The sequence below is a fragment of the Bacillus sp. FSL K6-0268 genome, from assembly GCF_038005425.1.
In the GTDB taxonomy this organism is placed as follows: Bacteria; Bacillota; Bacilli; order Bacillales; family Bacillaceae_G; genus Bacillus_A; species Bacillus_A thuringiensis_S.
Genome location: NZ_JBBOTF010000001.1, coordinates 84,855 through 97,905, shown reverse-complemented (window position 1 = coordinate 97,905; position 13,051 = coordinate 84,855). Strand labels below are relative to the sequence as shown.

Genomic DNA, 13,051 nt, shown 5'->3' with positions numbered 1-13,051 from the left:
TTAACTTTGCTTCACATACTTAATTGTATGAAATGACGTCTCATTAAATAATTGCAAGTTTTCCCCATCATAATCTTGAACTTTATATGCTATTTTCTTTTTTTGAATTGTATCTTCTACACCGTCTACTAAACGTTTATTGAGATGTAAATAGATTGTAAAAGCTTCCTTATCATATTCCCAAGTGCCTTCAATATAATTCTTTTTATTTGGATACTCACCTTTACCATACGTTTCAAATGTCTTATCACCTTTTAAAATAAGTGACATAATGAAACCGTCTGTTCCTTTGAATCCCCAATTACCAATTAATTCCGTACCATCCTTCACATTCTTCATAACGTTATCCGTATTAATTCCAGCTTTCTTATCTAACTCTTTCAAATCTTTCACAGATACTGTACCGTCACCGATTTTAATATCCCCTTCAAGGTCTTTGAATGCCTTAAGCCAGTAAATATCTCCTTCTTTCACTAACTTTTCGGATTTCTCCATTAACTCTTTATCAGTCTTATCGCCTTTTTCTCTTTTTTCTTTTCGGGTGAATACTTCATTGATTAAAGAAAAAGACTCTCTAAAATAACTAATTGCTTTTTCAAAATCCTTTTGTTGATTTACATACTCTGCAGGGGGATCTATCGACTCGAATTTATCTAACGTTTTATTTAATTCTTTCACACTATCTACTATATCTGATTTCTTTTTCTTACCGTCAAAAACCTCTCTTGTAATATTGTTATGCTCCGCAAACAACTTATCAAACTCTATCCCTAATTTATACACTTTATTAGGATAGTCTTCCTTTGAAACTTTTTCTTTCTTACTATTAGACTTCGATTCTTTTACTTTAGACTCTTCTGTTTTCTCCTGTTTAGAAGTGTTCGTTTTCTCAGAAACTCCACAACCAAATAACAACATGACCGGAACTGCTACCCCTAGTAGTTTCTTTGCATTCATGACTGATTTCTCCTTTTACTTGGATAAATTACTCTTACTATACCCATCCTCTTTTTTTATCTTGTAATTAAAGTTACAATCGCAATAACTCCTAGAATCGGTCCCCAATATTCCATTTTTATAAAAAATAATGAGTGCTTTTTGTTAAACATAACTTTTTCACCAGTTTCGGTATCTATATAAACTTTCCCATCTGGCTTATTAATATATTTACCTAAATACCAAGACATAACCCCTGATATAATAAACATTACCGCCATTGGCCAACTATGATCTTGAAAATATGTAGCGTCCCCCGTTATAGATCCAAAGATAGCCTTACCCAAAAGAGTATTAATAATTACAATAATTGCGACTAAAAAACCCCAACCAGACCAAATAATCATTTATTTCTCCTCCTAAAGCGTACAACTTTGTACTTTATGTTAATTTGAACTGCAAACGAAAATGTTTAAAAAACCGAATATTCAGACGTTAATAATTATATTTAGCTTACATTCGATTCTAACTTTAATGTTCTAAATGCAAATGAACCAGATATAATTTGTAAAATTGTCGGAATAAGTAAAAAGAATAATGACATAAACAACATAACTATAGGAATCACAATCATACAAACTCCATAAACTTTATTATTAACCTTGTTTACTAAACATGATAAAATAAGCAATCCTATTTGAACCGTTAAAATAATAGAGTAATAAGCTAAAAGTTCGTAATCAACACCTTCCATAATATTAAACGCTACAACTATTAATATTATAGAAATAATAATTCCCAAAATGCCACCAATTAAACCTAATACAAATTCAGGCGTTCTTTTCAATTCAATCCCCCTCGTATATTAATATTTAAGCCCTATCTCAGGCTTAGTTTTTCTCTCTAATAAGAGTCCAGTAATAAAGAAAATACTTGGACGTCTCAAGATATTTCTAGATAATGGTCTTAGGATCATTTGGGACAATTCTGTATTCCCCTGTGGATTTACCACACGAAAAGAGTGTTTCTCAGTGAACGCGCGGGGCTCCCTACTCGCAGGCTGAGCAGCCTGATCCTCGAACCTAGATGTTAGTAGCTCTAGGGCGGCTTTCGATTCAGGACTAGCTCTTATACACGAGGTTGTTGGTCGGCGTACACACTAGAGATATCTCGAGACGTCCAAGCAATGATTCTAAATCGAAAGGAGGTCTCTTACGTGAGATTATTTGTTGGTCTAGATGTAAGTTCGTTTGATATGAAAGTTTGCTTTTTAAATGGTGAAGGAGAAAAGCTAGATTCTTTTTCAGTCAGTAATGACTTACCAGGTGCACAGGTACTTAAAGAACGATTATTACAGTGCACAACCAATCAAGAGGTTGAAACTTTAAAAATCGGCTTAGAATCTACATCTGTTTACAGTTTTCACCCATCCATGTTTCTCCATCATGACGAAGACTTAAAAAGATTTGGCACAAAGGTATTTCTTCTAAATCCAAAACAAGTCGCAAACTTCAAGAAAAGTTATTCAGACATGAATAAGACTGACGAAATTGATGCCTTTGTCATCGCTGATTATTTACGATTTGGGCGAAATCAAATGTCCATCGTGAAAGAAAGTCAATACGTGGCATTACAGCAATTAACAAGAGCTCGTTATCAACTCGTTAGAATGTTGACAAAGGAGAAACAACATTTTCTACAACACCTAAGTTATAAATGTAATACGTTCTCACAAGAAGTCGATTCTTCTATATTTGGTAACGCCATGATGGAATTGTTCCTTGAAAAATTCAGTCTAGAAGAGCTAGCTGACATGCCTTTAGAGGAACTCGCTGAGTTCCTACAGGAAAAGAGTAAAAATCGATTTGGTGACCCGAAATGTGTCGCATCAACCATTCAAAAGGCTGTTCGCACGTCGTACCGTTTAGATAAGGTGGTAGAAGACTCAATCGATATTCTTTTAGGAACATCAATCGAAATCATTCGTACCTATCAAAGACAAATTAAAGAACTAGAAAAATCTATTAAGCGGATCATGGCTGGATTAACGCAAACATTAGAATCCATTCCTGGAATCGGGCCTATATATGCCGCTGGTATTATCGCTGAAATTGGCCAAATCGAAAGATTTGACGATGAAACCAAAATCGCAAAATATGCCGGGTTATATTGGCGTACATACCAGTCTGGCCGGTTCACCGCTGAAAATACTTCATTATCTCGTAATGGGAATCATTACTTGCGGTATTACTTAGTTGAAGCCGCCAACTCTGTAAGAAAGCATGTATTGGAATACCAAGAATATTACGCAAAAAAGTATAATGAAGTACCAAAACATCAACACAAACGTGCACTCGTTCTAACCGCAAGAAAATTTGTGCGATTGGTGGATGCGCTACTACGTAATCACCAACTCTTTACGCCTGAAAGGTGTGTGAAAGTGTGACATAAAACTTGTCATCGCTACCTTTCAATCAATTCCAGTATTTTACATGCGGTGCTGGTCTAGTTTCGTGATGTCTTTTTTAAGCAATTTGTCCTTTGATAACTTCAAAATATATTATTTTTCAGTTGACATACTACCGCAGGTCTTTTATGAACCACTAACTGCTTGTATATTTTTCCCATTCACCATCATACCAAATATTCATTGGAAAAACTATACAAATGTATTTTTTATTCTACTGCAATTTTCTTGTATCTATAGATAACTTGTAGCAGTTACAAAATTAAAACCTTCACAATTACTTACTGAATTGTCATATTGAAAATTATAAATTAAAACGATAGAATTATAGGATTTATTTAATTTAACTACTTCCTTAATTCGAGAAAGTATTTTATCATCATATGAACATCCCGTTAATAACATAGAAATGTCATCACTCGCTTCTTCTAACACTTCCTTTTCAATAAAATCTTCATCTACATCAATCATATCAATATTAAAATCAACAAAAAATCTTGCTGGTATAGAGTCTCCTTCTTCATCATACGTAACATCTATATTATGTATCCAACTGATCTTGCGTTTGCATATTACCGAACCATATTGAAACCATTCCGTGTACTTCCATTAATAGCGTCCTCCATTATGAATATATATTCTCATTCAACTTACGCTTTAAAATTCATGATTTTTATAAAAACCATTTCTTCTTTCCTTTCAGTCAAATAGGATTATTCGGAAATTCATTGTCATACTTATGAATTAGCTCTTTATCATTTTCATCAATTGGTACTTCACCTAAGTATTTATGTTTCCAAATAATCACCTGATCACTAAAACTATATTCTGTATCGAACCAATTTGTATAATCGAAATGCATGTTAAATTCCCCACTATGTTCCAGAGACATTGTAAAAGAGTACCAAAGCTCTTGCTGATTATCTTTGAAAACATTTCTTAATTCCTTACTCAATTTATATAAAAAATCTTCTTTCCTTTCAAACTCCTCTTCATCAACTTCGTATTTAAAAGGAATTTCTACACTATACTTATAATTTTCTTTATTTCTGAAGTTGTTATAGAAAAAGTAAGTTCCCCCTCCATCTTCTGATATTTGTGCATAAAAATAAAATTTCTCCCATTCTTCTGGAATCATGGCATGAACCGTTTCCGCTATCTCTCTATATAATCGATTCAATTTTATTTCCAATTAAATTCCCCCTATTTAATTTTCATCACTTACTTTTTCTATATTATACCATTCTTTTAATTAGCTCTTTATTTACACTAAAGTGTAATGTAGTTCATCTAAAAATCAAACCAAGTTTCGATGCCTTTAGAAAGTAGACATACCTCTTAAATACAATTAGTATTAAAATAAGAAATATGAAAGACTTAAAAAGGCTCTTACATGAAGGAAGGAAGTGCACAGCTATGGATTTTAAAACAATTATGCAAGAACTTGAGGCTCTAGGTAAGGAACGAACGAAAAAAATATACATATCTAACGGCGCCCATGAGCCAGTTTTTGGCGTAGCTACAGGCGCTATGAAACCAATCGCTAAAAAAATAAAAGTAAACCAAGAATTAGCTGAAGAGCTTTATGCCACAGGTAACTACGATGCTATGTACTTTGCAGGTATTATTGCCGACCCAAAAGCTATGAGTGAGTCTGATTTTGACCGCTGGATAGACGGGGCATATTTTTATATGCTATCTGATTATGTAGTGGCAGTAACTTTATCGGAGTCAAATATTGCACAAGATGTTGCTGATAAATGGATTGCAAGTGGGGACGAGCTTAAAATGTCTGCAGGCTGGAGTTGCTACTGTTGGCTTTTAGGAAATCGCAAAGACAATGAATTTTCCGAAAGTAAAATTTCCGATATGCTTGAAATGGTGAAAGATACAATTCATCATTCTCCAGAACGAACAAAATCCGCTATGAATAATTTCCTAAACACTGTGGCAATTTCATATGTACCACTACACGAAAAAGCAGTCGAGATTGCAAAAGAAGTTGGTATAGTTGAAGTCAAACGTGATAATAAAAAAAGCAGTTTGTTAAATGCTTCTGAAAGTATTCAGAAAGAACTTGATAGAGGAAGACTTGGTTTTAAGCGTAAGTATGTAAGGTGTTAAACAGATTCGTATCTGGGTGTCAATTCGAGAAGGATTGACACCTTTTTAATTAAGGTTATTCAACTATTAGATAAGCTCAATAATTTCATTAACAGATTCACTAAACATATCAGGATCTTCATTTTTTATTTCCAATAATAGTTCTTTAATGTTACTCGTAAAGATGTCCCTGTTTATTATTCATTTCTGTTAACACCTAACATTTAAAATAGTCTTTCAAAAACAGATAAAATGTTGACCAACTCTCCTTTAATTTTCCACTTAAAAGTAATTCATCTCCACCTTCAAAATTTACTGAGTAAACTTGATCGGTTACACTATCAAGTACCAATGCAGCATTTGCTGTCATTTCCGTTAAAACTAAATACTTATTAGGAAATCCATGTTCCTTTCGAGCAATAATTGTGTAGTATTCAATATTATTCTCTTCATCTATAATATCAAGTAATTCATAAGGAACGTGCTCTTCCCAAAAAGGTCCTGCAAATCGATAATAAAACTCTCTAAATGTATCAGATACTTCTACACCTAATCTATTTATTACTTCATTCACCTGCTCTTTATCTGCCCGCTTATATATGTCTTCTTCCAAAACTTCTTCTAAACAATTCAGCAAAGCATGCATTTGTATCCCTCCTTTATAAGGTTTATCCATGTGTTTGTGAAATAAATTAGCAACCCCGTACAACCTACCTGTATGGCATAGAACCAATCAATGTAACCTCTAAACCATCAAACATATCTTCTCTTTTTACTTCATTATATTTAAAATCATATAGAACAATAGCAAAGTTAATATCTTTCGCTAAACTATCTCCATTTATTAGCTTTTTTATTTTAGGAATAATTTGTTCACTATAAGAAAAATCACTTAAAATATGTTCAACGTCCCTTTTATTATTCTCATAAAAACAAATTTCAATATTATCTTCATCATAATAACCGAATTCAAAGCTCGTCCCAAACTTTGAATGAACTGAATCACCATCTATCGTGTAATCTATATCGACATACTCCTCAAGATTTTGAAGTGATTTAGAAATTCCAAACCAAACTGAAACCATTCCACTATATTCCACTTTTCTACGCCCCTCTATAATTCATATAAACATTCTTCACTTTACTATTTTGTAATCTCAAACTAGAAATCAACTCATTTAAACTATTCGAAACCTCTATAAACAACCCACGTTCGAAATCCTCCAATTCGACCTTTCCGCTTACATTATTTAAAACAACTAATGAACCATTTCCTTCTACTCCTATAGGAATCTTATCTAGCTTACAATGATTTTTCTCATACCCTTCTAACTTCTCTTTGAAAGAGTCCAACTCTTTATTTGGTAATACAGCTTCTAAACTAATATAATGGTCACCGATAAACCCATCCAAATCAGCGAACCAATATGAATTAAAATAGTGATAAACTGAATCATGAAACTTAATTGCGAATTGCTCCTCAAGTATTGTTAAATCAGTTTCAATATATTTCTCAACTGGTTTCCATGAAATTTCATCTTCCTCTATTTCACCTTGATATATAACAAAATCAACTTTTTCGTTATATGGTGTTTTAAATAAGAAATTCAAACCTCTATCAAAATATTCTTTTCTTAATTTAAAATATGTACTCATAGCATTCTTCACTATCACCATACTCCTCTTCCATGCACCATACATTTTCTTTTTCACTTTCAATTATTCATATAAGTTCTCAATTTCAATCAACCAAAAAGAATCCTTTTCCATACACTTATCATCAATTTTTTTCAACTCTTCCTTCAACCAACTTATTGTACACTCTGGTATATTATTATCGATAAAGGCATCCTCACCATTAATCTCTACTGCCTTATCGATCATTTTTGAATATACTAATAAACATTCTGCAAATTGATGTATAGAAGAATTCATAAACACTTCTTTATACTCATCACTATTATTTAGAAATACTACATTTTCTTGTTTTTCAATTAGACAAATTGGATCTCCAGAACTAGTTGTTCCTAAAAACCAATATTTTCGAAACTCTTCTGGCATATGAAATACAGTTGTAATAGACCTTACGAAAGACTGAGATGAAGTAAACTCTAAATATGGTGACGGTGTTTCTGGTAAGCCTCCTATAGACAAAAATCGTTTCACTTCATCTGAAAAGTTTTTGTTTATTAATTCTTTTTCATGAAATGTAACGAGTGGGCCATCTTTATTAACATCCCATTTCTCTCGAAAATCCTCTGGCAATATCATTCGTTCACCTTCTTGATGTGTTTATATCTTTTTACATTTAGTTGAGCTACTAGTTGTTTTTTTATTTTCCTCCATAAAACATACCATCCATTAAAGCTTTCCATTATAGTAAAAATCACTCCTTAGCAGGGTGCCATAGAATGTTTTATATTCATCGCATATATCGTTTTCTTATACGACTACATATCCATAAAAATACTTTTTACCAATCTTCCATTCTTTCTTTGTTAAAACATCAATATATGACATCAACTCTCTATTTTTTTCATTTGTTATAATCGTATCATATTGAATTGGACATTTGATTCCACTCCAAATTGATAAAACGGAAGGTATAGTAACAACATTATAAGTAGTTCTATCTCTTAAAGAACTCATAACTTCCGACACTAACTCCTTTGCCAAGTCTCCAGGAAAAGATAGTCTATTACGATAATAATATTCTTGCGCATCATTATTTTCGATAAAACCAGAATAAGCTTCATTAAATTCTTCTAACGATACTTCATAATACTCGTCCTCAATTCCAAGCATCCATGAAAGTTCATTTCTAATAGCTTTTTCAACAAAGGTATCTTCCCACTCTTCTAGTAATGCTAAAAGATATGGTACTACATGATATGAAAGAGTTTCACCAGCACTTACTACAAAATTATGAACTCCATCCTCTGAAGCACTTGAAAGGAATTTCAAATTATTCGTTTCTAATAAATCATCGTGAGTAGCTACTGAGCAAAATAGTCTAGTACATAAATTCAACACAAGCTCATCTCGAGTACTATTCATAAGTTCGATTAGTAACCCCTTTACAGAGAAATCACCTAGCTTTAACAATTCACTAATTAAGATAAAGCATTCTTTCTCTGTTGACCATCCCTTAGGTTAGACTTAAGAGTTTCAATTGTATGATTAGAAACTTCTCCATACCAAATATCTTTTTTTAAATGCTCTAAGTCCATCATTCTCTCTCCTTTTATTGCTTCTTACATTTATACGAACCATTATATATGGATAATATTATTAATCATGTAACTTATTTAAAAACTCCGTAAAATGATTAGCCACAAAAAATACATTTTCCCTCGCTACTTTCGGACAGTAAGTGCCCGAGTGGTTCAAATAATCCATCAGTAAGGATGAAGAAAAATCCCCACTGATGGAAGTTTCACTTTATCCTGCAATCTCAGCCGAAGAGAGCCCCTCATGAATATTTCCGCTTACAATGATAGAATGTCCCCAAAATATATCTCCATCCGAAAAGAATATTTCAAAATCACCTTCTGAATAAACGCTTAAGCTGCTTAATGTGATGGAATTAATGAACATTTCTTTTGTAATTTCGTCGATTTCTGCTTCATCATCATCTTGTAGCCATTCATTTGCTAACTCTACCAGTTCTTTTGCAGCGTACATTTTCATTTTCCATTCATCTTGCTCTTTGAAAAGTGCATGTGCTGTTTCCAGTGCAGACTTCATCATATGTTTGTCTTCACTCCAATCAAAATATAAATGACATTCTTCACCAGCCCAAGATATTCTCTTTTCAAAAGTTTTCACTCTTTTATCGAGTTCGAACACACCCAACATCTCATCATGATAAAAAAGCGGTTTCATTGCATCTTGTAAGATGATTTCCAACTCATCATCTTTATATGGTGTTTCCAAAACCTTAACAAGCATCAATGAATTTTCTGACTTGCGCACCTGTAATGTTACAACTGTATTTGCTGTCAAAATGTCTTTTGATTTTCTCCATTCTGCATCATCAACCAACCATGCGAGTCGTATATCTTCTTTTGTAATCGTTTCATTGGTATGTAAGTCTTTCCACGCAATCAAATCAATTGACGCAGTCCACAAAATGTTGTCACCGCCTTTTGATGCGCCGATTCCTAATGCCCCTGTGACAGCTGCTATTTCAATCACATTTTCTGAGAATCTATTTTCAAATCTACTTATTTCACTTGATTTACTCAATTTCGAATACATTCCTTTCATCACCCACAGGCATAAATACTTTGTGAGTTTTCCTGTTTTATTATAATTGGTCATGGTAAAGCCTATATAGAATTATAGCTATAATTCTATATAGACTTTTTTTCACCTGGAATTTTAAATTTATTTACATCATATTCTTTAATTATATATACTTTTATAGCTTCAAAATCTTTACCAAATGCAAGAGATGGATTTTTTAAAAAATATATTATTTCTTCCTCTTCATAAATTCGGGCTTTAATTATTTCTTTGTCCGAGTGAAACGATAAATTGACTCCTTTGTAAAAATATTCGTAGTATCCCTCTTCATCCTGCTCACTCTTATCTTCAAAAGGAACAGATTCAATATGATATATATTCCCATTTATATTTATTGATTTCATATAGCATCACTCTCTTTTTAAGAATATTCATAAGAAATTAAATAGTCTCTGTCAATCATACCAAAAATAAGGGATTTACTTTTAGAATTTATAAAAAATATATAGGATTAAATTTAAATCTTTATATTTTTTTTCATATTACTTCATTATCACTGTACAATTGTGTAATGTGTCACAGAAGTAGACATATTGCAATGAGTCGCAGTGAAGTGGGATATCCCCTGAGAATATAAAATAAGAAGATCAATCTAGAAACACTATCTAGTCTAATCTTCTTTTATTGAATTTTTAATTAATGCATTTTTACCCTTAAAATAATATAATCAACGGGTGGATTATTATTTACATCCTCAAAACTGGTTCTAATTTTAAAGTCAAATTCATTTGTTATATTTTTCAATGAATAAATGTTTGTTCTATCTACACTTGTACGGGGGAGCAATATATCCGAAAACGTAAAACGCATGAAGAATATGTTGCAGAACTATTAGAAAACGCGGGTATGATATGCCGCAGAGGTTTTAGAAGTTCATGGCGATAATATCGAAGTTATAGGAACATACAAAGGCGCTAGAAATACCACAGAACACAAATGTAACTCATGTAAAAATATATGGGAGGCAGCACCAACAAATATTTTAAAAGGAAAGGGAGAGAAACATTATGTCAAAGTTATTACGTGAATTATCTAAACCGGATAGTGAGGCCCTGCGTTCCGAAGCACTAGAACAGTTGAAAGTTACTTCAGGTAAAATTGTTGCTTGTGATCCTCTTATTTTTAATACAAATCACTTCGAACAAACAATTCAGCCAGGTACATATCCAATTGTTGCTTGGTGGCATAAGGAAGATGGAGTCATTGCTGGTGCCGAATTGAAATTGTCGGAGTCAAAAGCGGTAAGATGGAAGATGGCAACAAAACCAGGACAAAATGTCAGTGAACTGGAAGACGGATATATTTTTGGTTACCCAGTTGATACAGGCTTAGGGTGCTTTGCAGATGTTGAAGCAATTGGTAAGTTAGAAGAAATAGAAGATAGGTTACAACAAGAACTAGGAGAAGAATTTACTAGTTTGTATGATGATCTTATAGATGACATACTAACAGAACATGATGAAGATTGGGGAAATTGCGTGGTGTGTGAGGAAACAGGAAGTAATATCATTATATTCCGTTCAGGTTATGGAGATGGATTTTATCCTTCCTATTGGGGAATTGATGAAGCAGGAAAAATCGTTTCACTTGTTACTGATTTTCAAGTGCTACATGAGGAAAATTGAGGACAACATCAATAATGATATAAGAGTAAATATTTTTTCTTTTACAACGTCAAATATTCCTCGTCTAATATTTGTATATAACTCGTAGAATAATCTCCTTATATACTACTGGTTCTAATAAATAGGGTTATATTCTTAAGTGAATATAACCCGTCATTAATTCTCGTTGTTTATTAACAGTTTTTTATTTAAATAATTTATTAACTCTACTGATGTAGAGTTAATAATGCACTGTTTTATCACGATACAGGTGAACTTCAGATACTCTACGCTCCGAAATTACTTTTTCTATGATTTCCTGGCGATTATATTCTACCTGCATCGTTTCACAGTTTCCCCAATGAGTAGGAGCGGATTTTTCGTTTGACTCAAATACATCTAGAAGACGATTTAATATCTCTTCTTCGTTAAATGCTACAGTCGGATACATTGCGATTGTAAAATAATTCGGTTTCATTTTAATCCCCCCTTTTTATTAGAAACGAGGTTATGTAACTATTTTCATTTATCACTGCCAGATAAGTTTGAATCCTTTCCACTATTAATCATGTAACTTATTTAAAAACTCCGTAAAATTATTAGCAATATAGCTTTCATACATCCTCCCTCAAAAAAATCCCCACGCTTATGTGAAAATAATCTTTCAACACAAATATGAGGACTTCCTTATTTCATTACTATACTTTACACATTTTATTCGCTAGAATCTTCTTCTTTCAATTTATATACTCTATCTCTTTTCTCATCACTTTTGACAAAAATAAGCTTTTCTTCTTTAACAAAACCTTCTAATAGTAAGCATACTTGCCCATATGCTTTAGGCTTATCCGTTGTGAATCTTTCATCTGATATTTTACCAGCTCGTATTAATTGCTCGCATAACTCAAGTGCACTTATTTCTTCAGAATTAATTAACTCTAAAATAGCCTTTTGTAAGGGCGATAAAGGTACGGGAATCTCAGCTACCTCCAACTTTTCTCGTTTGTTTTCTTCTTCAAATAAATCTTCGAATGAAATTTGATTCATACTTCTTTTCCTTTCTAACTATTGATTTTTATAACATGAACTGAATCCTATAGCGTATGTATTATTATGTATTACTTACCTTTTTTCATAAATCTCAAACTCATGTACATCGTTTCATATAGTATATTTTGATTATACCAAATATACGTTCTGTTTTCTATTGTAGAATTTGTTATAATAGGAATGAAAGTAATTATGAACCTTTTTCTCGTTGTTAATTGTATACTCTCTGTAAAAAAATAGAAATATAATTTATAAATTTGTATAATAAAATAGTACGAGTGAAATTTTATTATAGAAAGGTTCTGGTAATATGTTAGGTATTCATGTTGAAAAAACAAAAGATGAATTAATTATTTCATGGCAATTCTCTAAAATTCATATTCCATTATGTGAAATCACTGAGGTAACGGAAGATAATACATATGCTGGTGTTGAAGAAAAAAGCGCAATCCGAATTGGAACAGCATATGGTACAACTGATCGTATTTTAATTAAGACAGCAAAGCAAAATTATTTATTATTCACTACTAATAGAGTATCCATTTTAAATAAAATAAAAGCTTAATTGTTTTTCTTCCTATAT

Annotated in this window: 15 protein-coding genes and 5 pseudogenes; 4 read left to right on the top strand and 16 right to left on the bottom strand. The window is 32.2% G+C overall.

Annotated elements, in window-relative coordinates:
• The 3 genes from MHI28_RS00565 to MHI28_RS00555 all read right to left on the bottom strand — a co-directional run bounded on the left by MHI28_RS00565 (position 1) and on the right by MHI28_RS00555 (position 1,783).
• Positions 1-957: a DUF3994 domain-containing protein gene (locus tag MHI28_RS00565; protein WP_000992199.1), complete on the bottom strand. Its 957-nt coding sequence runs from the start codon at positions 955-957 to the stop codon at positions 1-3.
• A 56-nt stretch (positions 958-1,013) separates the two neighbouring features.
• Positions 1,014-1,343, bottom strand: coding sequence for a hypothetical protein (locus MHI28_RS00560; RefSeq protein ID WP_000587855.1), 330 nt, complete (start codon positions 1,341-1,343; stop codon positions 1,014-1,016).
• 101 nt (positions 1,344-1,444) lie between these two features.
• The gene (locus tag MHI28_RS00555; protein WP_000831726.1) at positions 1,445-1,783 is read right to left on the bottom strand and encodes a DUF4064 domain-containing protein; all 339 of its coding nucleotides are present in this window, start codon (positions 1,781-1,783) and stop codon (positions 1,445-1,447) included.
• Between the two features lie 369 nt (positions 1,784-2,152).
• Here MHI28_RS00555 and MHI28_RS00550 point away from each other — a divergent pair, with 369 nt between their 5' ends.
• On the top strand, positions 2,153-3,382 hold the full coding sequence (locus MHI28_RS00550; protein WP_100909797.1) for an IS110 family transposase: 1,230 nt from the start codon (positions 2,153-2,155) through the stop codon (positions 3,380-3,382).
• Positions 3,383-3,637: 255 nt separating this feature from the next.
• Here MHI28_RS00550 and MHI28_RS00545 read toward each other — a convergent pair.
• A pseudogene (locus MHI28_RS00545) lies at positions 3,638-4,013 on the bottom strand (immunity 22 family protein).
• Positions 4,014-4,106: 93 nt separating this feature from the next.
• Positions 4,107-4,595, bottom strand: coding sequence for an antitoxin YezG family protein (locus tag MHI28_RS00540; RefSeq protein ID WP_000403549.1), 489 nt, complete (start codon positions 4,593-4,595; stop codon positions 4,107-4,109).
• Positions 4,596-4,819: 224 nt separating this feature from the next.
• On the opposite strand from MHI28_RS00540, the gene MHI28_RS00535 reads away from it, so the two are divergent.
• Positions 4,820-5,527, top strand: coding sequence for a DNA alkylation repair protein (locus MHI28_RS00535; protein WP_000346304.1), 708 nt, complete (start codon positions 4,820-4,822; stop codon positions 5,525-5,527).
• Between the two features lie 66 nt (positions 5,528-5,593).
• On the opposite strand, the pseudogene MHI28_RS36095 reads toward MHI28_RS00535, so the two are convergent.
• The 9 genes and pseudogenes from MHI28_RS36095 to MHI28_RS00495 form a co-directional block, all read right to left on the bottom strand.
• A pseudogene (locus tag MHI28_RS36095) lies at positions 5,594-5,677 on the bottom strand (Imm30 family immunity protein); the annotation flags it as partial.
• A gap of 46 nt (positions 5,678-5,723) precedes the next feature.
• Entirely contained in the window at positions 5,724-6,152 is a 429-nt protein-coding gene (locus MHI28_RS00530) for an SMI1/KNR4 family protein (protein ID WP_000543081.1), read from the bottom strand.
• A gap of 64 nt (positions 6,153-6,216) precedes the next feature.
• Positions 6,217-6,591: an immunity 22 family protein gene (locus MHI28_RS00525; RefSeq protein WP_002162741.1), complete on the bottom strand. Its 375-nt coding sequence runs from the start codon at positions 6,589-6,591 to the stop codon at positions 6,217-6,219.
• A gap of 19 nt (positions 6,592-6,610) precedes the next feature.
• Positions 6,611-7,162 (bottom strand): SecY-interacting protein Syd, encoded by a 552-nt coding sequence (locus MHI28_RS00520; protein ID WP_153578291.1) that lies wholly within the window; start codon positions 7,160-7,162, stop codon positions 6,611-6,613.
• A gap of 63 nt (positions 7,163-7,225) precedes the next feature.
• On the bottom strand, positions 7,226-7,777 hold the full coding sequence (locus MHI28_RS00515) for an SUKH-4 family immunity protein (protein ID WP_000602770.1): 552 nt from the start codon (positions 7,775-7,777) through the stop codon (positions 7,226-7,228).
• Positions 7,778-7,948: 171 nt separating this feature from the next.
• Positions 7,949-8,736: pseudogene (gene imm47, locus MHI28_RS00510) on the bottom strand (Imm47 family immunity protein).
• Positions 8,737-8,797: 61 nt separating this feature from the next.
• Positions 8,798-8,869: pseudogene (locus tag MHI28_RS00505) on the bottom strand (SMI1/KNR4 family protein); the annotation flags it as partial.
• 78 nt (positions 8,870-8,947) lie between these two features.
• The gene (locus MHI28_RS00500) at positions 8,948-9,775 is read right to left on the bottom strand and encodes a DUF2262 domain-containing protein (RefSeq protein ID WP_141525962.1); all 828 of its coding nucleotides are present in this window, start codon (positions 9,773-9,775) and stop codon (positions 8,948-8,950) included.
• Between the two features lie 86 nt (positions 9,776-9,861).
• Positions 9,862-10,158, bottom strand: a complete 297-nt coding sequence (locus MHI28_RS00495; protein ID WP_000836202.1) for a hypothetical protein — start codon at positions 10,156-10,158, stop codon at positions 9,862-9,864.
• A 663-nt stretch (positions 10,159-10,821) separates the two neighbouring features.
• Here MHI28_RS00495 and MHI28_RS00490 point away from each other — a divergent pair.
• Entirely contained in the window at positions 10,822-11,439 is a 618-nt protein-coding gene (locus tag MHI28_RS00490; protein ID WP_000040620.1) for a DUF4241 domain-containing protein, read from the top strand.
• A gap of 223 nt (positions 11,440-11,662) precedes the next feature.
• Here MHI28_RS00490 and MHI28_RS00485 read toward each other — a convergent pair.
• Positions 11,663-11,896 (bottom strand): annotated as a pseudogene (locus tag MHI28_RS00485) (hypothetical protein); the annotation flags it as partial.
• Between the two features lie 236 nt (positions 11,897-12,132).
• Positions 12,133-12,465 carry a DUF3895 domain-containing protein gene (locus MHI28_RS00480; protein ID WP_001071926.1) on the bottom strand — a complete coding sequence of 111 codons (333 nt, stop codon included), beginning with the start codon at positions 12,463-12,465 and terminating at the stop codon, positions 12,133-12,135.
• Between the two features lie 313 nt (positions 12,466-12,778).
• Between MHI28_RS00480 and MHI28_RS00475 the strand changes: the two genes are divergently transcribed.
• Positions 12,779-13,033 carry a SunI/YnzG family protein gene (locus tag MHI28_RS00475; protein WP_000900618.1) on the top strand — a complete coding sequence of 85 codons (255 nt, stop codon included), beginning with the start codon at positions 12,779-12,781 and terminating at the stop codon, positions 13,031-13,033.
• Positions 13,034-13,051 lie beyond the last annotated feature (18 nt).

Bases quoted from the DNA above. Each gene is read 5' to 3' on its own strand.
- MHI28_RS00565 (WP_000992199.1), bottom strand. From the start codon at position 957: ATGAATGCAAAGAAACTACTAGGGGTAGCAGTTCCGGTCATGTTGTTA.
- MHI28_RS00560 (WP_000587855.1), bottom strand. From the start codon at position 1,343: ATGATTATTTGGTCTGGTTGGGGTTTTTTAGTCGCAATTATTGTAATT.
- MHI28_RS00535 (WP_000346304.1), top strand. From the start codon at position 4,820: ATGGATTTTAAAACAATTATGCAAGAACTTGAGGCTCTAGGTAAGGAA.
- MHI28_RS00530 (WP_000543081.1), bottom strand. From the start codon at position 6,152: ATGCATGCTTTGCTGAATTGTTTAGAAGAAGTTTTGGAAGAAGACATA.
- MHI28_RS00525 (WP_002162741.1), bottom strand. From the start codon at position 6,591: ATGGTTTCAGTTTGGTTTGGAATTTCTAAATCACTTCAAAATCTTGAG.
- MHI28_RS00520 (WP_153578291.1), bottom strand. From the start codon at position 7,162: ATGAGTACATATTTTAAATTAAGAAAAGAATATTTTGATAGAGGTTTG.
- MHI28_RS00515 (WP_000602770.1), bottom strand. From the start codon at position 7,777: ATGATATTGCCAGAGGATTTTCGAGAGAAATGGGATGTTAATAAAGAT.
- MHI28_RS00500 (WP_141525962.1), bottom strand. From the start codon at position 9,775: ATGAAAGGAATGTATTCGAAATTGAGTAAATCAAGTGAAATAAGTAGA.
- MHI28_RS00495 (WP_000836202.1), bottom strand. From the start codon at position 10,158: ATGAAATCAATAAATATAAATGGGAATATATATCATATTGAATCTGTT.
- MHI28_RS00490 (WP_000040620.1), top strand. From the start codon at position 10,822: ATGTCAAAGTTATTACGTGAATTATCTAAACCGGATAGTGAGGCCCTG.
- MHI28_RS00480 (WP_001071926.1), bottom strand. From the start codon at position 12,465: ATGAATCAAATTTCATTCGAAGATTTATTTGAAGAAGAAAACAAACGA.
- MHI28_RS00475 (WP_000900618.1), top strand. From the start codon at position 12,779: ATGTTAGGTATTCATGTTGAAAAAACAAAAGATGAATTAATTATTTCA.